At 28.8% G+C, this 22,342-nt stretch carries 20 protein-coding genes; 13 read left to right on the top strand and 7 right to left on the bottom strand.

Annotation, left to right across the window (positions count from 1 at the left end):
* Positions 1-2: 2 nt before the first annotated feature.
* Positions 3-920 (bottom strand): glutamine amidotransferase, encoded by a 918-nt coding sequence (locus AW729_RS02095; protein WP_112123533.1) that lies wholly within the window; start codon positions 918-920, stop codon positions 3-5.
* 1,021 nt (positions 921-1,941) lie between these two features.
* Between AW729_RS02095 and AW729_RS02090 the strand changes: the two genes are divergently transcribed.
* The 4 genes from AW729_RS02090 to AW729_RS02080 all read left to right on the top strand — a co-directional run bounded on the left by AW729_RS02090 (position 1,942) and on the right by AW729_RS02080 (position 3,704).
* A complete protein-coding gene (locus AW729_RS02090) occupies positions 1,942-2,391 on the top strand; it encodes a MarR family winged helix-turn-helix transcriptional regulator (protein WP_112123532.1) in 450 nt (149 codons plus the stop codon).
* Positions 2,392-2,471: 80 nt separating this feature from the next.
* Entirely contained in the window at positions 2,472-2,930 is a 459-nt protein-coding gene (locus AW729_RS02085; RefSeq protein WP_112123531.1) for a bacterioferritin, read from the top strand.
* A gap of 56 nt (positions 2,931-2,986) precedes the next feature.
* Complete coding sequence (locus AW729_RS11390; RefSeq protein WP_204355190.1) at positions 2,987-3,214, top strand: hypothetical protein; 228 nt, start codon at positions 2,987-2,989, stop codon at positions 3,212-3,214.
* Positions 3,204-3,704, top strand: a complete 501-nt coding sequence (locus AW729_RS02080) for an MBL fold metallo-hydrolase (RefSeq protein WP_204355189.1) — start codon at positions 3,204-3,206, stop codon at positions 3,702-3,704. Before AW729_RS11390 ends, AW729_RS02080 begins: the two co-directional genes overlap by 11 nt.
* A gap of 431 nt (positions 3,705-4,135) precedes the next feature.
* On the opposite strand, the gene AW729_RS02075 is transcribed toward AW729_RS02080, so the two are convergent.
* From AW729_RS02075 to AW729_RS02065, 3 genes are all read right to left on the bottom strand, one after another.
* Positions 4,136-5,326: an ATP-binding protein gene (locus AW729_RS02075; protein ID WP_112123530.1), complete on the bottom strand. Its 1,191-nt coding sequence runs from the start codon at positions 5,324-5,326 to the stop codon at positions 4,136-4,138.
* A 723-nt stretch (positions 5,327-6,049) separates the two neighbouring features.
* Positions 6,050-7,024, bottom strand: coding sequence for a hypothetical protein (locus tag AW729_RS02070; protein WP_112123529.1), 975 nt, complete (start codon positions 7,022-7,024; stop codon positions 6,050-6,052).
* Positions 7,025-7,482: 458 nt separating this feature from the next.
* Positions 7,483-9,420, bottom strand: a complete 1,938-nt coding sequence (locus AW729_RS02065; RefSeq protein ID WP_162685734.1) for a hypothetical protein — start codon at positions 9,418-9,420, stop codon at positions 7,483-7,485.
* A gap of 830 nt (positions 9,421-10,250) precedes the next feature.
* On the opposite strand from AW729_RS02065, the gene AW729_RS02060 reads away from it, so the two are divergent.
* Positions 10,251-10,424: a 4Fe-4S binding protein gene (locus AW729_RS02060; RefSeq protein WP_112123527.1), complete on the top strand. Its 174-nt coding sequence runs from the start codon at positions 10,251-10,253 to the stop codon at positions 10,422-10,424.
* Positions 10,425-10,531: 107 nt separating this feature from the next.
* On the opposite strand, the gene AW729_RS02055 is transcribed toward AW729_RS02060, so the two are convergent.
* On the bottom strand, positions 10,532-14,155 hold the full coding sequence (locus tag AW729_RS02055) for a DEAD/DEAH box helicase (RefSeq protein ID WP_112123526.1): 3,624 nt from the start codon (positions 14,153-14,155) through the stop codon (positions 10,532-10,534).
* A 326-nt stretch (positions 14,156-14,481) separates the two neighbouring features.
* Here AW729_RS02055 and AW729_RS02050 point away from each other — a divergent pair, with 326 nt between their 5' ends.
* The 6 genes from AW729_RS02050 to AW729_RS02025 all read left to right on the top strand — a co-directional run bounded on the left by AW729_RS02050 (position 14,482) and on the right by AW729_RS02025 (position 18,309).
* Positions 14,482-15,132, top strand: a complete 651-nt coding sequence (locus tag AW729_RS02050; RefSeq protein ID WP_112123525.1) for an AzlC family ABC transporter permease — start codon at positions 14,482-14,484, stop codon at positions 15,130-15,132.
* Complete coding sequence (locus AW729_RS02045) at positions 15,132-15,446, top strand: AzlD domain-containing protein (protein WP_112123524.1); 315 nt, start codon at positions 15,132-15,134, stop codon at positions 15,444-15,446. Before AW729_RS02050 ends, AW729_RS02045 begins: the two co-directional genes overlap by 1 nt.
* 115 nt (positions 15,447-15,561) lie before the next feature.
* On the top strand, positions 15,562-16,275 hold the full coding sequence (locus AW729_RS02040; RefSeq protein WP_112123523.1) for a DUF4013 domain-containing protein: 714 nt from the start codon (positions 15,562-15,564) through the stop codon (positions 16,273-16,275).
* Positions 16,276-16,451: 176 nt separating this feature from the next.
* Positions 16,452-16,919 (top strand): flavodoxin, encoded by a 468-nt coding sequence (locus tag AW729_RS02035; protein ID WP_112123522.1) that lies wholly within the window; start codon positions 16,452-16,454, stop codon positions 16,917-16,919.
* A gap of 118 nt (positions 16,920-17,037) precedes the next feature.
* Positions 17,038-17,601 (top strand): DNA-3-methyladenine glycosylase I, encoded by a 564-nt coding sequence (locus AW729_RS02030; RefSeq protein ID WP_112123521.1) that lies wholly within the window; start codon positions 17,038-17,040, stop codon positions 17,599-17,601.
* A gap of 3 nt (positions 17,602-17,604) precedes the next feature.
* Complete coding sequence (locus tag AW729_RS02025; protein WP_112123520.1) at positions 17,605-18,309, top strand: (Fe-S)-binding protein; 705 nt, start codon at positions 17,605-17,607, stop codon at positions 18,307-18,309.
* A 54-nt stretch (positions 18,310-18,363) separates the two neighbouring features.
* Here the strand turns inward: AW729_RS02025 and AW729_RS02020 are convergent, their stop codons facing one another.
* A complete protein-coding gene (locus AW729_RS02020) occupies positions 18,364-19,776 on the bottom strand; it encodes a hypothetical protein (RefSeq protein ID WP_112123519.1) in 1,413 nt (470 codons plus the stop codon).
* A gap of 311 nt (positions 19,777-20,087) precedes the next feature.
* On the opposite strand from AW729_RS02020, the gene AW729_RS02015 reads away from it, so the two are divergent.
* On the top strand, positions 20,088-20,765 hold the full coding sequence (locus AW729_RS02015) for a flavodoxin family protein (protein WP_112123518.1): 678 nt from the start codon (positions 20,088-20,090) through the stop codon (positions 20,763-20,765).
* 34 nt (positions 20,766-20,799) lie between these two features.
* On the top strand, positions 20,800-21,471 hold the full coding sequence (gene ung / locus AW729_RS02010) for a uracil-DNA glycosylase (protein WP_112123517.1): 672 nt from the start codon (positions 20,800-20,802) through the stop codon (positions 21,469-21,471).
* 32 nt (positions 21,472-21,503) lie between these two features.
* Here the strand turns inward: ung and AW729_RS02005 are convergent, their stop codons facing one another.
* Positions 21,504-22,331: a TDT family transporter gene (locus AW729_RS02005; RefSeq protein WP_162685733.1), complete on the bottom strand. Its 828-nt coding sequence runs from the start codon at positions 22,329-22,331 to the stop codon at positions 21,504-21,506.
* Positions 22,332-22,342: the final 11 nt, after the last annotated feature.

Genomic DNA, 22,342 nt, shown 5'->3' with positions numbered 1-22,342 from the left:
TTTTATATGGTGTATGACCTGGTTTCTCCGGGTGCTATTTGTTCTACCTGATTTGTATCCAGTACGTCCTGCAGTGACATTTCCTCTGATGCTATTGCAAATACGTCATCATTTTCTGCCATTACTCCCGGTCTTAGTCCTAGTTTGTCTTTTGCTATTCCTATTCCATTTGGTGTTCCTACAAGTATTGAAAATGGACCGTCCAAATCCTTTACTGCTTCTTCAAGAGTTTCTTCCAGTTTGTATCCGTGGGATAGTTTTTCTGCTATGTAGTGTACTATGCATTCTGTGTCATTTAATGTTTTGAATTCATGTCCTTTTCTTTCGAGTGGGTCTCTTATTTTCCAGTAGTTTGTGATTTGTCCGTTATGTACAACGGTTATGTCGGGTGTTATGTAGCTTTGATATGGGTGTGCATGGTATCGGTCTATTCCGCTTTCTGTTGCAAATCGTGTATGACCTATTCCATGTGTTCCTTTTCTTTTGGGTACGTTGTATCTTTTGGCTATGTCCTTTACTTTTCCAATGTCTTTTATCATTTCAAAGGAGTGTGATCCGTTTATTACTTGGATGTCTTCTATTTCATCCAGGTTTTGGATTAATGGCTTTAACATGGAATATTCTTTGAGTTTTATTTCACAACGGTATACGTTATGTTTTTGGTCTGATTTGATTAGTTCTTCGTTATATATTGAACTTGTTTCTTTGATTGTTGTTTTTAGTTTGTCTAATATTTCTTGTTCGTTTTTTACTTCTACGTTTAATTGGTAGTTGTTTTTTGGTAGATTTAATCCGCCATATATGGCAAATCCTGCTGAATCCGGTCCTCTGTGTTGTAGGGATTCCAGCATTGATGTTAATGATTTTCCAACGTTGTGTGTTTTTTTATCTTTATATATTACTCCTGCTATTCCACACATTTTTTTATACCTCTTAATTTTTTTGATAGGAAGGTATCTTCCGATAGTATTTTATGAAGATACATTTATGATTGTTAAGTTATTTATAAATATTTTTAATACCATAAAGGAAATGCTCTTCCGATGCATTTTTATAAAAAACCACAAAAAGGTTTAATTGATTATAAAAACATTATTATCTATTTAAATGAAATTTCACATTAATGTACACGTTAATTTGAAATTCCAAGAAATTTCATTACTTTATTTAAAATTTACATCAAATACAGTAAATTCAATTATAGAACATAAAACTATCTCTAATAATATATTAGTTACTTTAATATATATAATTAATTATATTGTTTAATTTACTATATAAATAAAATAGAAATAATATTAAAAAAATAGAATAAATGAATACTACATTAAACAATAATTAAACACGAAATCCTTTGAATGAAAAAAAAATTGAAAAAAATATTAACAGATTAAATCTGCAACGTACTTAATTCGCCTTCATTATTATAAAATTCATCATCTCTAAGTCGGATTGTTTTCCATGCTAAATCAGACATATATTATCGTAATTATAATCTTCTATACATTAATTTTTTTGTATGTATTAATTTTTATAGCATAGTTTATTTATGTAAATAATAACATATACTAAATTTTTTAGTATATTTGGAAAATATTAATAATATTAGTACATATACATTTTACATTAAATTTTGGAAAAATTTTGATAACCTAAATTACAATTCCATAAAATGACTTACTATTATTTGTAAGTAATTACATGTATATGTCTTGTATCATTTTTAGTATTTTAATAAGATTTATTATTAAAGATTCATATTTTGAAATGATAATAAAATTTTGGATAATTCAACATCAGTATAAGATATTTAATCAGATGATAAACATATTTTTAATGGATATTATAAAATAATAATAGAACTATCTTTAATCCCCTCTTTTTTATATTGATGATTATTATTAATATTTTGTTGGATATAATAATATACAAGGTGAAATTATGGATAAATATAATTTGGATGAAAGAATGCCTTTTACTCCATTAACATTTTATATGGAATATATACTCTTACGATACAATAATTACCTAAAAAATAAGTTAACAAATTTTGATATTACTCAGGGTGAAATAACATTCATATATAATATATTTTATTATAAATCATTCTCACAACGCGAATTAGCTAATTTGTTGTTTGTTTCTGAAGCGTATGTGACAAAAATGTTGAAAAAATTAGAGAAAAAGGGATATATTGTGCGAAAAATTGATGAAAAGAATTCATCTAAAAAAATTGTATCCTTAAGCCAAAAGGGGGAATTATTGGTTCATCAAATACTGAAGTTGACTTATGAATGGGAAACATTGTTCACACAAACTTTAAGTGATGCCGATAAGGATAAATTTAAAGAGAATCTGCATAAAATAACTATAAATTCCATGGAGTTATAATCAACTTTATATATTATTAATTATATACTAATGTATAGTCTTAACTTAGTTAAGTCTTAAAGTTATTGAGGTTAAAAAAAATGGCAAATAAAGAAGAAACTATTAAAACATTACAAATGATCGTAACAGAATTATCCGCAAATTCATTCCAACACAGAATCCAATCAAAAATATTCAACTCACAGGGATTCACAAAACTTGGAGAAAAATATGCAGAACATGCCGCAGAAGAACTAGACTTTGTAGAACAATTCATGGACAGAATATTAGACTTAGGTGGAACACTAGTACAACAACAACAACCTGAAAAACCGGTATATGAAGATGTACTTGAATTTATCAAGGCAGACTATCAGGTATCAGTAGATGGAATAAATACAATAACTGAGCTTATGGAATCAGGCATCTTTGATATAACAACATATGACTTAATGAAAGAATATCTTAAAGATGAAGAAGAAGACATGTATTGGAGTGAAGAACAGATAGAATTAGCCGAAAAAATTGGATTACAAAACTTTTTATTCAAATTCTTATAATCAAGTTGAGGTTTTCTAATGGAAATAAAGGCAGTTAAGTTATATAAAATGGATTTATGACCCAGGCGTTTGCCTTTGGTGGAAAAGAAGGAGTAAACAAATTTGATTCTTCAATCAAGTACATATCCAGCCTACAAAACTATGTGATAGATACCGGTGATGAAGTAATCTTGGCAGACACAGGAATGCCAAAAGAAACCCCTAATATGCCAAGAGAGGAAGATGCACCACTATATATGAGCGATTACAGATTATGTAACGGCACTGGAAAATTTGGGATATAAGAAAGAAGATGTAACAAAAATTCTCATAACACATAAACATCCAGACCATACAGGTGAAATAAGAAGCTTTCCAAATGCCAAAGTATACATCTCCAAAATAGAAGCTGAGGAAATGAAACTTGAAGGAGATAATATAATTCCCGTAGAATTTAACAATGGTTCATATTATAACTTTACAAATTCAGAAAAAATTACTGATAATATATACCTAATAGAAGCAAAGGGCCATACTACCGGAAACAGTATTGTGATAGCAGAAAAAGAGGATAAATATTACATGTTTCATGGAGATGTAACATACACTGACGAGGCGTTATATGCAAATAAGTTATCCGTAGTATTTGAAGATTTAGAATTAGCACGTGAAACTTTGGATAATGTACGTGAATTTGTTTCCAATAATCCAACAGTATACCTTTCTACCCATACACCATTAGGGCCTGAAAATCTTGAAAACGTTTATATAATCGATTTGGATAATCAACCATAAAGTGTTAAACCTATCTAATGGTTTAAACTTCTAATTTTTCTATTTTTAGGGTATAAATATTAATTTCCACGTAAAAATACCATATATTAAATATTAGCATGTGCACTTTTTATATTATTTTTGTTTTTTTCAAATGTGATTTTAAAAAATGAATTTATGACATTTTTGAGAATGTTTCATAAACTAAAAATAAATCAACCGACATGAATCCAGTAAATGACTGGATAAACAGATTAAACAATAATACACTAGAAAAATAGAAACAAAACTACATAAACTTCAAAGATATAATTCTAGGAAGATTACTTGGATATGAACTAGAGGACTTAGATTTGAACATAATTCTGGAAGTGAAGGAAGCCCGTAGAATTCTCATTAAAAAAGAAAGACAATGAATAGATTTTAGAATTTATACTATTTAATTATGGATATTATATCTGTCTATATGGATATACTCCTTTTTCTTCATATTCAATTTTTAGCCATTTTTTCAGTATTTTTTCGCTTATTTCATATTTTTTATTATTTATATGTATTATATCTTGATTTTGAAGGTTAATTAAGTAATTGCTTAGTGAACCTGATGAAATATTTAATTTATTTGCTATATCTATACGTTTTAATGGTTCATTTAGTAATAATATTATTATTGTTTGTTCTCTATAGGATAATCTTGTCCATATATTTATTAAATGTGAACTTATTGCTGTTATTTTTTTATTAAATTGATTATTTATTTCTTTTTCATCCAATTCTTCATTAGTTGGTAGTAATGATGCAAAAATATTCACGTATGATGGTATTCCTTTTGTACATTTGTAAAATCTTTCAAATCCTTCTTCTGAAAATATTATCTCTGGTGCCTTTTCATTTAGGTAATTTCTTGTTGTTTCTTTATCGAATGGATTGATTTGTAATGTAATCATTCGTCCTCCAAATACACCGTTTTGTCCTGCTATTTCTGATATAAATTTATCTTGTAAACTCGTTGATCCTGAAAATAGGTAAGCTACATTTCTTTGATTCTGAATATAACTTCTCATTTTCCATAAGAACGATTCTTTATATTTTCCTAGTTCTTTGATAATTTGAAATTCGTCAATGAATATTATTATACCTTTAATTTTGTCTTGATTTTCTTCATATATTTTTTCTGGTAAATTAAAAACGAAATTCATAGTTTTTTCAGTATTTTCTTCTAATGAAAAAATGGGTAATTGAATTTTGTCTATTGTTATGAATTCTCTGATTTTTATATCGTTCGATTTGAAGTATTTTTCGAGTTTTTTATCCAAGGTGGTTATGTTTTGTTTATGACATTCCTTCATAATCTCTGTAAAAAAATAGTTCATTAATCCATTTATACTCATATTATTTTTTTGGAAACATTCAGAGTGAGATAAATCTAAGTATATTGTTAGATAATCTTTTTCTAGTGTTCTTTTTATTTTTTGTAAAAATACTGTTTTTCCAACACCTCTTATACCGGTTAATAATATATCAGGTGCATGTCCTTGACTTGTCGTTTCTAGTAAGCTTTTTAGATTATTTAATTCATAGTCTCTATTGTAGAATTCTTCATCTGTTAAATTTTGATTGTTACCCCAAGGTAGGTTAGACATATATAGTTCTCCTATTTAATCTAATTATTATTATTTTAATATATATTATGTTTTTTAATATGTACTATATTTTTTATTATATTTTTTATATATTATATATTTTAGTACATACTATATTATTTAGTATATATTTCTTTTTTATTATATTTGGATTATATTATGTTTTTTAGTATATACTATGTTTTTTAGTATGTTTGCTTTGTATTATATTTTTTAGTATGTACTAATTTTTTTATTATGTCTGTATTTTTTTTGGCAAAATTTTTCCTAATTTGCATTTTTCTTTACTTTTCATTTTTGGGTATGTTACATCTATATGTCGTGGTTGATTTTTGGTGTTTTTGTAAGGTTTTGTTTTTGGTACTTTTTTGGATTGTTAGATGTTGCAATTTTAGTTCGTTATACTACCGTATAACGAAGTAAAAACATATGGTTTGTTCGTAGTATGAGAACAAATAGTGTTATAAAAGTGAACACTTTTTGACAATTTGACAAAATACTTTTTTAAGAAACATCAAAAAATTATATCATCAACATGATATAAATAAATATCATAAATATTAATTAAAATAAAAAAAGTAATACTAAATTAAGATGGACAAAAGTATTAATGATAAAAAAGAGAATAATAATTTATATGATGAAAAATAACAAGAGTCATATTTATTAAATTTAATATTGAATAAAAAAAATATTTAAAAAAAATGAAAAATGGAGATGAAATTATTCGATTATAACATTTTCATCATAGGTGTTGGTATTGTTGTTGGCATCAGTAAATTCTATTTTAATGTTATGATTACCAAGATATTGTTCAATGAACTGTAGTATGGTAAATGATAAATCATCAGTTACAGTACCATTGAATACTACCTGACCATCCATGAAGACTACTAAATGTCCATTAGCTATATTTTGACCGAATATTTTGTTTATTGCATCTAGTGTCAATGAGTTTCCTTGATATACTACACTATTGTCACTAGCTTTTTTGATAGTATGTGTTTTATATACTTTCTGTTGGTTGTTAGTTGTTTTTGTTGGATTTTGTTTAACAACTTTCTGTTTTTGAGCAGTTGGTGCTGGTTGGGAATTTCCCTGACTTTGATCAGCGTTACTTGGACTAGCTTCTGGTGTTGTATCATTTGTGGTTGTGTTCATACCTGGTATTAAATCAGACATATTCATACCTGGTATCATATCGGACATGTTCATTCCAGAGAAGTTCATACCACTCATGTTCATACCAGACATCATATCTGACATATTCATACCAGAGAAGTTCATACCACTCATGTTCATACCAGACATCATATCTGACATATTCATACCGGACATGTTCATTCCAGAGAAGTTCATTCCAGACATGTTCATACCAGACATCATATCTGACATATTCATTCCAGAGAAGTTCATACCACTCATGTTCATACCGGACATCATATCTGACATATTCATTCCAGACATCATATCTGACATGTTCATACCACTCATGTTACCCATTGAAAAACCACCAGTTGACTGGGAGTTTTCATTTCCATTTGTATTAAAAATGTTTCCTGTACTAGGTGCATTAGAATCAGCTGTACTGCTATCAGTTGCCACAGAATCTTCTGAACTGTTATCTGCAGCACTAACACTAGCTAGAGTTACGAAACATATTAATAATAATACACTTATTAACAATTTTTTTGACATTATATACCTCCATTTATTATATTCTTTAAAAAACTATATAAAGTTATAACTTTTATTTAATAAAAATAGGCATTCATATATAAAAAAGGACTTAGAAAAAAGTATAAAATATAAAAATACGAAAATTAAGATGTGTTATTTTTAGTTGTATATAATAAAGATTTGATTTTAATCGTTATGTTTTTATGTAAAATTTTAGATAAAACTAGTAATTTTTAATAAACATAGTCAAAATCACCTTTTTCAATTTTATAATTATACAAAAAGAGAGTATTCCATTTAAATCAGAAATATATTAACAAATTTAAATTATTGAAAAATATATAATAAGTATAAAATTAGTTATCAATATCTTAATATTAAAATAAAATTGGTTTTATATTAGTATAAATCAATAGAAGAAATAATTAGTTATGAATATAGTTTAAAAAAAAATATAAAAAAAATAATTGAAATATTTATTCAATTATTATTGTTTCTTTATAAGTGTTTAATTGTCCATCAGCACCAGTAAATTCTACTTTTATTTCATGTTCTCCCAGGAACTTTTCAATAATTTCAAATATTACTTGTGATAAGTCTCCTTTTACATCACCATCAAATACTACTTCACCATCAATTAAGACTTTTAAATGTCCATTTGTGAAATCAAGATCAAATAATGTATTCAAGTCACCTAAAGTAAACACATTGGATTGACAGATAACCTTATTGTCTGAAGCTCTTTTTACAGTAAATGTTTTGCCTGATTTTGCTACTTTATTGATTTGTTTTGGTGTAGCTTTAGGTATTAATTTATGATTTATTATTTTTTCTTGAGTTGTCTGATTTTCCTTGTTGAATAAGCCATTTAATAAATCTGTCAAGTTAAAGTTCTTGAGAAGATCTGTTAAATTAAGGCTTGAAAGGTTAAATCCACCCATTAAACTACCTAAATCAAAGTTTCCTAGGTCTAATTCATTAAATAAATTAGACATATTTAGATCGGATAAATTCAAGTTTGATAAATCCATACCAGTTGAGTTAAATAAGCTTGAATTTAAAGCTGACATATTAAGATTATCTAATAAACTTGATAAGTTAATATTTGACAAGTTAAGACCTGTTAAATTTAAACTAGATAAATCCATGTCAGATAAGTTCATTCCGCTTAAGTTAAAAGTACTGGAATTTAAATTTAAACCAGATAACATTTCTGTTATGTTGAAGTTTGAAAAGTCCAAACCAGAAACATTCATAGCAGAAAAGTCTACATTTTCCAAATCTAAACCACTGGAATTAATAGGTATTCTATAACTGCTTGCATCATATCCAGAACCTAAAAGGTCTACAAGGCTGGATAAGTTAAGACTTGATAAATCAAAACTTGATGTGAAATCAGGTAATTTCATATCTGATAAATCTAATCCTGTAACGTTAAAGTTAGTAAAGTTTATACCACTAATATTAAATGCTGGTATGTCAAACTTATCAGATTCTAATCCACTGTAGTTAATATTAGCTATTGACGCAGATGAATTAAGGTTTGATGAACCTGTAATCGGAGTTAATGATACATTAACATCAGTTATATTCAAAAATTTGTCTTTAAAGTCGGTATAGTTTAAACCAGACATGACTATGTCTATGGTAAGATCTGTTGATTTTGTATCTGGAATATTGATTTTTAAATCAAGATCAGATAGATTCAATGCATCTACTCCATAGTTTATAATCCTTAAGCTAGGTAATAAAACTGATACGTAAAGACTTGATGAATCCAAACTAGGTATAATTGATAAATTCAAGTCTGAAAAATCAAAATATCTAGTGTCGAACTGAGTATAGTTTAATGTTGACAGTAGAAGTGATAAATTAAGACTTGATGAATCCTCACTAGGTAGTAATGAAAAATCAAGACCGGTTAAATTTAATTTATACTTCTCAAAGTCAGTGATATTTAAACTAGACATATCTATTGTTAAGTTAATAGTTTGTGGTTCTTTACTAGGGATAATGTTTAAATCCAAGTCAGAGAACTCAAAAGCTGTTGTTTCATAGTCTGAGTAGTTTAAATTTTCTACATTAACTGAGATGTTCACGGAATTAGAGTCTGCACTTGGTGTGATTTTTAAATCAACACCGGTAGTATTTATGTTCTTATCATAAGTACTAATGATGTTATCTGTAACGTCATTTGCAGTTTTCAAATTTTTCTGTGAACCCGTTGAACTAACTTTACTGTTGGAGTTATCATTGGCTGATGCTGTAGAAACAACATTGTCTGAGGATGATGGTTCTGTAGCGGTTACTGTATCGGCTGATGAATCATCAGATACGTCAGCTGCACTAACGGCACCTATTGTTAAAAACAATAGCATTAAAAAAACCAAACATCCTTTAGTTTTTCTATTCATCATATATACCTTTGATATTTAATTTTTTTTTTTAGAAATGATATTATAAACATGTCTAATATTGAAATATCCTTATGAAATAAGTATTTTGTTCAAATATTACTTTTATAATATCATTTAAATATTTATAATTAACTCTTAATAAATATAGTGATTGTTTTCAATTACCAATAAATTAATTATTGATTTTATATTTCAAATAAAAATTGATATGAATATTATAATCAATATTAAATATACAAAATACTACTATTTGGTATTATAATATAGTTTTCTATATAATAGATAAATTAAATATTTAATTCCCCTATCTATTATTTTATTCACCGAAATTACAATAATAATCATAGTATATTGTTGATGGACCTATCAATAACAACTTATTTTCATTGTTAATTACTGTAAGATTAATAATTTAACATAATTGTAAAATGTCAACATACATGATCCGCTTTACATTCATTATAAGATGAATATTATCATCTGGTTAATATTTTTATTTACTTGAGGATTATCATTTTATCAATCATATTTCTTATAATGTCTACATACCTTAAATAAAAAACATATTTTTTTTAATTTTTTTATCTGAGCGTATTTCGATAATCCACTATCTGCTAAACCCTTTAATTTACTTATTTAATTTTAGAACCTGTTGTATATTCAAATCAAGTTATTTAAAGAAGTATTAAAAAAGTTAGTTAAACCTAAAAAGAAAGATATTTATATATTATGAAAATTAGATAGTTAAATAACAATAAAAGTATACTTTTAATATTGCGCAATAAATTCGTATATATTAAAAAATAAAATTTAATAGGTGATTTATAATGGCAAACCCATACAAAATAGGAGATAATTGTGTAGCTTGTGGATTATGTATGCAAGCATGTCCAACAAACTGTATCGCAGAAGGAAACCCACACGTAATCGATGAAGCAGCATGTGTAGGCTGTGGATTATGTGCTGAAGCATGTCCTGTAGATGCTATCTCACAAACATAAGTACAAAGTTAATTTATAACTTTAACCTAACCCCCTTTCTAAGAAACTGATTTTCAAATAAATTCAATACATATATTACTATCAATTTTATTCCGTTTCAAGATAATTTAGTCTATCCTATTTCTTAATCTAAGCAATTGTCTTAACGTATCATCATCCATTTCAGTAATGAATTTACCTCCACTGCCTATTGTAATATCAGCCAACTCCTGTTTATCTTCAAGCATATCATTGATGCGTTCTTCAAATGTACCCGTGGTAATGAATCTATACACCATTACATTAACATCCTGTCCAATACGATATGCCCTATCGGTAGCCTGGTTTTCAACTGCAGGATTCCACCAAAGGTCATAATGAATAACGTTACATGCAGCGGTAAGGTTTAAGCCGGTACCTCCAGCCTTCAGGGATAAAATAAATATCCTGGAGTCATCATCAGACTGGAATTTTCTAACTAGCTTATCCCTCTTATAGCGGGATAATGATCCATGCAGGAATAGAACATCCTCATCAAACTTATCCTCCAGGACTTTCTTGATTATCTTACCCATCTGAACATATTGGGTAAATATCAATACCTTCTCATCATTATCCAAGATTGATTCAAGTGTATTTATCAGCAACTGCATCTTACCAGAGTCATTAATATTTACATTACGTGATTTTGTAAGTTGTGCCGGATGATTACAAATCTGCTTTAACGAATTGATCAATTCAAATATTTTACCTCTTCTATTGATGCTTTCAAGTTTTTCAATATTATCCATATATGCATTTAATGTTTCATTATATAAAACCGCCTGTTTAGCGGATAAATTACAATACAAATCATTAGTAATCTTATCAGGAAGATCTTGTATGATATCATCATCAGTCTTTAATCTTCTAAGTATAAATGGCTGTGTAATGGTTTTAAGACTGTTTAATGAATCTGGATTTTCATCTTTTTCAATAGGGTTTAGATATGATTTCTTAAAATCATTTAACTTACCCAGATAACCATAGTTAACAAAGTCGAATATACTCCAGTATTCCGATAGATTATTTTCAATAGGCGTACCTGTTAAAGCGATTTTATTCTTGGATTTAAGTGATTTGACCGCCCTGGTTTGTTGAGTTGATGGATTTTTAATCTTCTGGGCCTCGTCTATGACTATTAAGTTCCAGTCAATGTTATTCAATATTTTCAAGTCCTGTCTTATGATACCATATGATGTAATGAGAATATCAAATTCATCATCCCCTATAATTCTATCGCTACCATGATAGATGTGTGACTTTAATTTTGGCGTGAACTTCTCTATTTCCATCTGCCAGTTAATTAGTAAACCTGTAGGTGCAACCACCAATACTTTACTATCATTGAGCACATCCTCTTCTTTTAAGTATTCTATTAATGTCAATACCTGTAGTGTTTTTCCAAGACCCATATCATCGGCAAGGATTGAACCAAATCCCAGCATATAATTCTGTTTTAGCCAATTATATCCTGTTATCTGATAATCCCTAAGGTCGGCATTAAGATGTTTTGGAAGCTTATCATCCTGTATTATTTGGTTGTTAAATAACCTATTTTTAAACTGACTATCAACGTTTACCGTTATCTCATCAAATTGACCGGTAAGCATGGATTTGATTAACTCCATATTGTCAAGTTTATCAGGAAGATTGTTCATCTGTTTTAAAATGTTCAATACATCATTATAGTCCATGATAACATAGTCATTGGATACTTTAATCAAGCTTTTATTTTCTTCTGAAAGTCTTTTAAATTCATTTAATGAATAATTTTCATCCCCGATAGCTACTTTCCAGTCAAAGTCCATTATATTCTCCAGTGATAGATAAGAATTATCGCTCCTGTTTTCATTGATATTCAATACCAGTTTTGGATGCCATAAGCGTTTAAGACTCTTTGGAAGTATTATTTTCACGCCCATATTTTCAAGTAGGGGTATGCTTTTATTAAAGAATTCTGTAAACTGATTGGTTGTAAGAAGCATATCCTCTTTATTGTTTTTTATTCTATTATCAGATGGGATAATTTGATTTATAACGTTAAGATCATTTTCAAGTTGCCTTTTTAATTTATCATCAACTGTATCCTTCAATAGCCTATTGATATTTACTTTCTTATCATCTTCAATGCTTACTTTAACATCCAATTTGAATGAGTCTTCAAGTTGTCTGATGTATATGAACAGTTCATAGTTATATTTCTTATCTTCCTTAAATGCAAGAAGATTATTTATACCTTTGATATTTTGTATCACGTTTATTTTCTTACTTTCACCTAAAAACAATGCATAAATATGCTTTGATAATAATCTGTTTTGTTCTTTTTTATTTAGAGTGTCAATGTATGACTTAATAAGTCCATCGATTATTATGCTGATGAATGTAATGATTTGATTTTCACTGTTTACTCTCATACGGTTGAATGTCAACAGATACTCCGGACATGACATGGCTAATTGTCCCATCAGATTGGATATCAATCGATTGTATACTGCCGGAATCCACCTGATTTTATATTTGTCGTTGAACTTAAATATCTCCGGCATTATGGCATGTTTTTTAATCAGTTCCAGTGTTGTTAAGTATAATTTATCTAAAAAGTTAAACAGATTACCTAATGGTTTGTCAATAGCCTTATTGTATTCTACGAGAAATCCAAACAGCAGTTTTGATGATTTGTATTTGTTGAAATTACTTTTTATTCCGACATCAATTGTTGAAATACTGTAGTTACTGTTTATGTTGATGGAAAAATTTGTCCATTTATCTACATGACCCCATTTATAGTCAAAGAAGATTGAGGTATGTTTCTGATTCCTGTTTTGATGTGGCGTGTAGATAAAATCATTATAGTAATTCTTGTTTAATTTATGATATTTTATATCATTATTTATGTATTTATCTAAGTTATTGAATAATTTTTCCAGGAATAACTCCATATCTTCATCTATGAACTCCTGATTATTCAACATATTTACTGTTTGGGTGTATAAATCGGGTATGTTGTCTAAGGATATATGACTGGTACTGTTATTGTTGATTAGATAGTTGTTATAGAATAGGTGTTCAATATCTTTAATTCCCATAGTGTTATCATTAGAAATGGTTTCTTGTGAATCCATGGTATTTTTTGTGTCTTCACTTTCTTCTGAATTATTTTTATATGTATCATCGTGTTCTTCCTGTTTGTCATCATATTTGTTTTGACTGCCTTGCTTATATGAAGATGATGATAACTGATAACCTTTTAATTCAAATAATAAAAAGGGATTATCCTCCAATTCAAATGTTAGTTTATACATTAATGATAAGATATGATTACATAATGTTTTGTTCTTGTTGCAATCACAATTCATATCTATGCTAATTATGGATGATGGAAATATGTTTATCCTATTTTTATATAATTCTTTATGAAATTCTTCGGTAAATATATTCTCCTCTATATCCTTCATATATTTACTCTGAGATTTAATGGTATTAATAACGCTTTTTTCAGTGTCCGTAAACTTTTTTAAAATAATTTCACAACCAAAAACATTATTCTCATCATGTATAATCTTAGCCGTAAAGTGATTGTCCTCCACTTTCATATCGATGATTTCATGGGTATCTGCATAATCAATTGCCTTATTCAATCGTTTAGTGGGAACGATATTCTTTAAGCAGTTTAACCAATATCTTTGTTGCCAGGAGGTTTTTTCTTTCATATACTTATATATGTCATCTCATTAATAATAATCTTCTAAATTAAAAAATTGATTAACTTTATAAAAAATAATTTATTTACAATTGAATAAATTACAATAATTAAATTATATATAGTTAATATAGAATATAATAATATCATATCATCTAAATATTAAATAAATTGATTATTATCCATAGTTTAGGTGCAAATGATTAATAATGGGATAAATACTATAAATATAAATAATAATTCAAACATATCTTTATTTTTAAAGAAGGAGTCGTTATTATCACATCAAAGAAAGATGAATTTATCTATGGTTTTAAAAAGGCAATACCAATAACCATGGGATATATTCCAATGGGTATCGGTTATGCGGCACTTGCCATTAAAGCAGGTCTTGATCCGATTCAAACCGTGTCATTTTCCGTATTGGTATATGCGGGTGCCGGTGAGATAATTGCCGTGACGATGTTGGCAAATCAGGCAACCATCATAGCCATTATTCTGACTAATTTTGTTGTAAACTTGAGATATATGGTAATGAATACATGTGTATATAATAAGGCTACCAAGACTTCCATTGCATTAAACGCTTTATCTGCACATCTGGTTACCGATGAATCATTCGCATTATTTTCATTAATGGAAAAATCATCAATATGGGTATATATTGGCATAGCATTAACTTCCTGGCTGTCATGGATTTTCGGTGCAATGATAGGAGTTTTTGTCCTGGATCTGCTCCCATTAATAGTTACAAACAGCTTTAACATATCATTGTATGCATTGTTTGTGGCAATACTGGTTCCATCAATCAAGAAAAATCATAAAATAGGATTACTCGTAGCTATAACCGCCATTATCAATACATTACTGCAATTTGTTATAGGTAACTGGTCACTGATAGTTTCTACACTACTTGGTGCCTTAATAGGAATGAGAATCATAGATGATGTCTACTTAGTAAATGATAATCAGGGGGCTGATTGCTGATGGATGCCATTTATTTGATGATATTGGGGTGTGCCATCGTAACCTTTATTCCACGACTATTACCCGCAGTATTTATGGGTAAGATAAACTTTGACAGAAAAATTGAGAAGTTCTTGGATTTAATACCCTACACGGCCTTAGCCGCATTGATTGTACCAGGTGTATTGACAGTGGATAATCAGCTATGGTATATAGGTTTAATAGGTGCTGTTGTTGCAGCGGCACTTTCATGGAAAAAAGTACCATTGGGTGCTATTGTAATTTTAACTGTAATAGTGTTAATCAGCGTATATTCCATTGTACCACTGATTTAATCCTCATCTACTTTTTACTCTTTTTAATATAATTTAAAAGTAATATTTAAATAATTTCATATACATAATTAATTATAGACTCATTTTGAGTTTTAATTAAATGGAGACATAAACAATGGAAATTATGGATATCATAGTAGATTCTATTTCATATCCTGCTGATAATTTAAAATCATTATTTATATACCTTATTTTAGGACTAATATTAGGACTCGTTATAGGTGTAACTGGTGTTGAAACAGCACTTATGACCGGAGAAGGCTCATTTTTTGCTTTCTTACTAGCAATTATAGGTGTTATAATTTCTATACTAATTTCATTTTTATTAGAAGGTTATGGATTAGATATTATTAAATCAGGAATCAGACGAAGTACAGCATCACCAGAAGTAGATTTTCAAAGACAATCAATAAATGGTGTTAAATCAGTTATTGTATCAATAGTTTACTTCATAGTACCAGTAATTATAATCTTATTATTATCAATGGTATTTAAAAATTGGATTGTATACATCGTTGGATTTATTTTAATTCTAATATTTTCCCTTGCATATACAATGGGTATATGTAGACTGGCAAAAACAGAGGATTTATCTGTTGCTCTAGATATAAAAGCAGCTATCGATGACATATTTAATATTGGATTTGTCAAAGTAATATTAACCCTTATAGCAGTTTTACTTGTTATATTAATTATTACAGGAATATTCGGTGCAATAACTGGTGCAATTTTCAATAAAACTATTGCATCAGTCATTATGGGAATTATAGATGCTTATTTACTATTCTTTAGTAATAGAGCAATGGGATTATTATATTCTGAAATATAATAATCAAACCATTTTCTCTTTTTTTAGATTTTTTATCGTTTTATTCATTCACTTTAAATTTATTGCATAGACGATTTACTAATTTTTATTATAAATTATATTTTTATTCAGCTTATCAAAAATTATATATCATCCAAATAATATATAAAGTAATACAATACAATAAATGTGATAATATGACAAACAGACTAGTAGCTTATTTTTCAGCAAGTGGACAGACAAAAAAAGTCGCAGAACTCATAAGCCACACCATATCTGCCGACATACATGAAATAACACCCAAAGAAAAATATACAAGTGCCGATTTGAACTGGCATGATGAAAATAGCCGCTCAAGCATAGAAATGAAAGACAAATCATCAAGACCCGAAATATCTTCTATAGTAGATTTGACTGAATACGATACGTTGATAATAGGATTTCCCATATGGTGGTACACTGCACCGACAATAATCAACACATTCATTGAAGAAAACAATGTGAAAAATAAAAACATTTACATCTTTGCAACATCAGGATCCACAGGATCTCAAGGTTCATTCAATGATCTTAAAACTGCATATCCAGACAACAACTGGATTGATGCCAAAAGATTAACGGTAAATGAAAATCCGGACAATATAAAAGAATGGATTATCAAATAAAGAAATCATCACCTTTATCTAATTTTTTTTTAAATCATTCATAGTCTATTCAAAGCATATTTCATCATTAAATATTAAGATAAACATAAATTATTGTATAATAGAAAATGTTGATACTATGAAATATGATGACCGAAAGAATCGATGCTTCTGGTGCAACCCAGAAAATGAGTTATATATTAAATATCATGACGAAGAATGGGGGATACTTAACCTGGATGATGATTACCTATTTGAAATGCTCATATTAGAATCATTCCAGGCAGGATTATCATGGGAGACAATATTAAATAAACGGGATAATTTCAGAAAGGCATTTGATGGATTTGATCTTGATAAGATAAGTGAATATGATGATGAGAAGATAGAAGAACTAAAAAATAACAAGGGAATAATAAGAAACAAATTAAAGATACATGCCGCCATTAATAACGCCCGTATATATAAAAAAATCCAGGAAGAATATGGAAGTTTTCATGAATATCTAATGACATTTACTGGTGAGAAGATAATATATGAAAATGATAAAACAACATCCCCCCTGGGTGACAGTATATCAAAGGATTTAAAGAAAAGGGGCATGAAATTTGTAGGTCCTACCATAATATATTCATATTTACAGGCAATAGGAATAATCAATTCCCATATGGAAAACTGTTTTTTATATGATAAGGGAGATTGACAAATGAGCTATGAAGAAAGAATAAAGAACAATATAATGGTTAAGAATAACTCCTATGGTGAAGAAGTTGAACTTGTTGATGATGGTAAGATACATGAAGTTATACTTCATCGTGGTTGTACAAGCAGGTTTCGAGAAAATGAATTAATCGAGTCAGTAAGCGAATCATTAAAGAAGATTGACGTTGATTTTTCAATCCTAAGTGATGAATCCTGCTGTGGTATTATGCTCTTCCTGTTAGGTCTTAAAAAGGAAGGCGATAAGGTAGTTGAGGATAACATTAAAAAATTCAAAAGGCATGGTGTCAAGAAAATAATAACAATATGTCCTGGCTGCTATGAATCCTTCAGGGATTATTATTCCACACATCCTGACTTTGATATTGAAATAATATTTGCAATGGACCTATTTAATGATGTGGAAGTAGATGGTAGCGGATATATAATTCATGATCCATGTCATGCACTCGAAAGGGCATCACAGGCAAGAAAGATTATAAAAAATGTACCCCTTGAAAGGGCAAATTCATGTTGTGGATTTGGCGTGGGAATTAATACCGGTGATAAAGAATTAGCTAAGAAGGTATCGCTTAAGACATTGAGTGGAAATAAGGTAATAACATACTGTCCATCATGTTATCATACATTAAACCGGGTTAATTCAGATAAAACTGTGGACTTTTTCACATTGCTTAACCAACACTTATAATTTTTAAAAAAAAATAGGGTGAATATAGTTAACTTATTAACTATATTCCATTAATCAGATAGTTTTATTTTTACTATCTTCTAATTTTTTATCGCATATTTCTATGATTTTTTCAACATCAAATGTTTTTGCATTAATGTTTATTCCATTTTCTTTTAAGAGTTTGATAAAATCTGAGTATGTTATATTGGTGATATTACCCTCATTTAATAGTTTTAACCATAACTCATATAGATATGGATTATATTGCTTTATGATACTATTTTTTTGAGTACTTTTAATGATACCATTTTTCTGAGTAGTTTTTACAATAGGATTATTCTTAGCCTTTTTTGTTGTTAATTTTATTTTAACAGGTTTTTTATCTGAACTTTTCTTATTGTTTTTTGTTGTCGTGTTTTTAGTTGATTTGGATTTACTTGTTGAATTAACTATTTTTACATTATCTGTTTTATTGATTATTACACCAGTTGAATATACCTCAGGAACTATATTTTCAGTAGGAGATGGAACGTTATTTGATATAGATGCAATGTTAGGGGTAGCTACATTATTAGAGTAAACTTTTAGCATAGGCATATAACTACTGGTAGCTATATCTTTAGAGTAGTATTGCGTATAATTTTTTGAAGCAATACTGTAATTACCACCTAGATTAGTAGCATTATAATCTAATTCTATAGCTTCATAATATGTTTGCTGGTTTTCACTGTCATCATATTCATCCATATCATCTATATAATCATCTTCAGAATCATCATAGTCCTCAGAATCATCCATGTCACCATAGTCTTCAGAACCATCCATATCATCTATGTAATCATCTTCAGAATCATCGTAGTCTTCGTAATCGTCCATATCCTCTATGTAATCATCTTCAGAATCATCATAGTCCTCAGAATCATCCATATCATCCAAGTTTTCATCTTCAGAATCATCATAATCCTCAGAATCATCCATGTCCTCATAGTCTTCAGAATCATCCATATCATCTATGTAATCATCTTCAGAATCATCATAGTCCTCAGAATCATCCATATCATCTATGTAATCATCTTCAGAATCATCATAATCTTCGTAATCATCCATTTCCTCATAGTCTTCGTAATCGTCCATATCATCTATGTAATCATCTTCAGAATCATCATAATCCTCAGAATCATCCATTTCCTCATAGTCTTCGTAATCGTCCATATCATCTATGTAATCATCTTCAGAATCATCATAATCCTCAGAATCATCCATATCATCCAAGTTTTCATCTTCAGAATCATCATAGTCATCGTAATTGTCAATGTCATCGTTGTCGTCCATTTCTTCATAATCATCATATGTATTTATAGTGTCATAATCATCAATGTCACTTGTTAAAGTACTTGCATCAGAGATATCCTCACCTGCAGATACAGCGGTTACTCCTATGGAAATGATGAATAACATTAATAATAAAATGATGTTTTTATTCATTTACACACCTCAGTTATTAATTTAATTCAAATAACTATATTATTGCTAATTAAATATTAACAATATTTATTATATAATCACACATATATTTATTTAACTATTTAAATCATTTTAATCAATTATCACCTATCTTAAACTATTATTATAACATTTTTAATAAAACGTAGATATGACATAATTAGTAGTGCTCCAATTTATTTATTCTAAACGATTTCTACTTATAATTATTTTACCCACAATAATAAAATCGTAGTTTAAATAACTATAATAGGATATTCATAGAAAAATATACTTATAAAAGGTGATTGAATATGGATTTTTATGTGATAAATGGCAGTCCTAGAAAAAAGTATAATACGTCAAAAGTGTTGGATGCTCTGGTGGAGGGAGCATATGACCAACTGGAAGATAGACAATATGATGATGAAATAAACATTGAAATTATAGATTTATATGACCTTGACTATAAGGGATGTAAATCCTGTTTCCATTGTAAAAAGATTGATGGAAAATTCTATGGTCAATGTCCAATAAAGGATGATCTACTGGAACTTCTTCCAAAACTATGGGCATCTGATGCAATTATAATGGCAAGTCCAATCTATTTCGGTAACGTGACCGGTCAGATGAGAAGTTTTCTTGAAAGACTGATATTTCCGAAATACGTTTATGGAGCAGATTCACTGGCAGAAAAGAAAACAACAGCATGCATCTATACAATGAATGTCGATAAGGATATGGGCGAAAAATTATATGGCGAATCAGTATTTAATCTAATAGAAAGATTCATAGAATACTCATTTGGTAAAACACATTCATTCAAGGTCTATGACACGTATCAATTTAAGGATTATTCGTTATATGAAAATTATATGTTTGATGAAGAGAAAAAAAGAAAGACACGTGACGAACAATTTCCAAAGGATTTAAAAGAAGCTTATATGCTTGGAAGAACATTAATAAGTGAAATATTGGATAATGAAATTTAGATAGCTAAAACAATTAAATTAAGGTTTGAGGATAATGTTGGATGTAGAAGTAGGTAATAGCTGGGATGATTTTCTCCAGAAGGAATATACAAAGTTGTACTATCAGAAGATGGATGTCTTTATAGAGAATGAATATGCCAATAAAACAATTTATCCACCCGAAGAGGACATATTCAATGCATTCAAGTACACACCATTATCAGACATTAAGGTTGTAATATTGGGTCAGGATCCATATCATGAAAAAAATCAGGCACATGGACTGGCATTTTCAACACCCGACGGTAATCCAATACCAAGATCATTAAGTAACATATTCAAGGAAATACGCATGGAGTATGGATATAAAATACCACGTAGTGGTTGTCTTGATAAATGGGCAAAACAGGGAGTATTTCTATTGAATACGGTATTGACTGTTGAGGAAGCTAATGCCAACAGTCATAGCAAGTGTGGCTGGCAAAGATTTACTGATAATGTGATAACAAAAATAAATAAGCAAAATCAGCCGATAGTATTCATGTTATGGGGAAAACAGGCAGAAAAAAAGAAGGAACTGTTAAACAATCCTAATCATTTGGTACTTGTCACATCTCATCCCAGCCCCTTTTCGGCAAGACGTGGATTTTTAGGCTCCAATCACTTTAAATTGGCCAATGAATTCCTAAAAGAAAATGGTGTAGAGGAGATTGACTGGTCTTTATAATACAGTTTAATCTCAACCCCCATTTTTAATTTCTATTTTTTCAAACAATTGTTTAAGTAAATGTTTTCTATATATTCAATTAATACGTAGCCTACACAGATTATTGCTATAACTGTTTCTATTATGAGTATATATCCTAAAATTACATTATCAAATATATTGTACATTTTATACGTGGCAACCAGGCTGATTACAAATGGAAATGAATAGGCCGAATAGCTTGGATAGAATGCAATATGTCTGTATTGGATAAACTTATACAATGCCAGCAGGTAAAAAAGACATGCAATTGTATATATGATAATCAGAAAGGTGTATGACACCTCAGTAAATGAATTCACATATGCTACTATAAGTATGCTAAGTATTGCCGCATATATACAAATCAGTGGTTTGAATGCATCATTTGTTACGGTCTTTTTAATGTATCTATAGCTTACCAATATTAATGTTGGAAACATCATAATAAATCCAAACAAAAAGAAGATATAATTATAACTGCCCATATAGACACCGCCTGTTATACTGGCCATTGATATTCCTATATATACTATCCAGTAGCTTGGATAGACATTTTCCAATGAGTAATCATGTAGAATGTATCTGTATGTGAAGTATATTATCAACAATATATGCAGGAAAACTGCCACGGCCCAAATTATAAATGATATCCTGCTGTTATATGGTAGGATATATGTGCTAAACATCATCAATGCCATGGAGAATGTACCTGAAGTACTGGCTACGATTATATTGTCAAATTCCATCAAGAAATCTTGTGAATAGAGTATAATCTTTAACACAAGCAAAAATAGAATGATAACACCTATAGATCCCAGTATTATATTGCTGTTATTCATGTAATTGTTAA

The organism is Methanosphaera sp. BMS, from assembly GCF_003268005.1.
Classification (GTDB): domain Archaea; phylum Methanobacteriota; class Methanobacteria; order Methanobacteriales; family Methanobacteriaceae; genus Methanosphaera.
The sequence above is the reverse complement of the archived record's forward strand: the minus strand, read 5'-3'. Positions and strand labels throughout refer to the sequence as shown.